The 429-nt window shown below is 55.5% G+C and carries 1 rRNA gene; it reads right to left on the bottom strand.

The features are described 5' to 3' along the window. Positions 1 to 429: ribosomal RNA gene (locus ACTHSX_RS10500) — 16S ribosomal RNA — on the bottom strand; the annotation flags it as partial.

Here is a 429-nt window from a genome sequence, read left to right as displayed (position 1 = left end):
ATCTAATCCCGTTCGCTACCCACGCTTTCGCACCTGAGCGTCAGGCAAAGGCCATGGTGTCGCTTTCGCCACTGGTATTCCTCCCGATATCTACGCATTCCACCACTACACCGGGAATTCTACACCCCTCTCCTCGCCTCAAGCCATCTAGTTTCCAACGACCTCTCCCAGTTAAGCCAGGAGCTTTCACGTCAGACTTGGACAGCCGCCTGCGTGCGCTTTACGCCCAGTAAATCCGGATAACGCTTGCCACCTACGTATTACCGCGGCTGCTGGCACGTAGTTAGCCGTGACTTATTCCTGTGGTACCGTCCTTCCTCTTCCCACAGAAAAGGAGTTTACAATCCGAAGACCGTCATCCTCCACGCGGCGTCGCTCCATCAGGGTTTCCCCCATTGTGAAAGATTCTCGACTGCTGCCTCCCGTAGG

The sequence above is a fragment of the Neisseria sp. P0014.S002 genome (assembly GCF_051958295.1).
GTDB lineage: Bacteria > Pseudomonadota > Gammaproteobacteria > Burkholderiales > Neisseriaceae > Neisseria > Neisseria flavescens_B.
The sequence above is the reverse complement of the archived record's forward strand: the minus strand, read 5'-3'. Positions and strand labels throughout refer to the sequence as shown.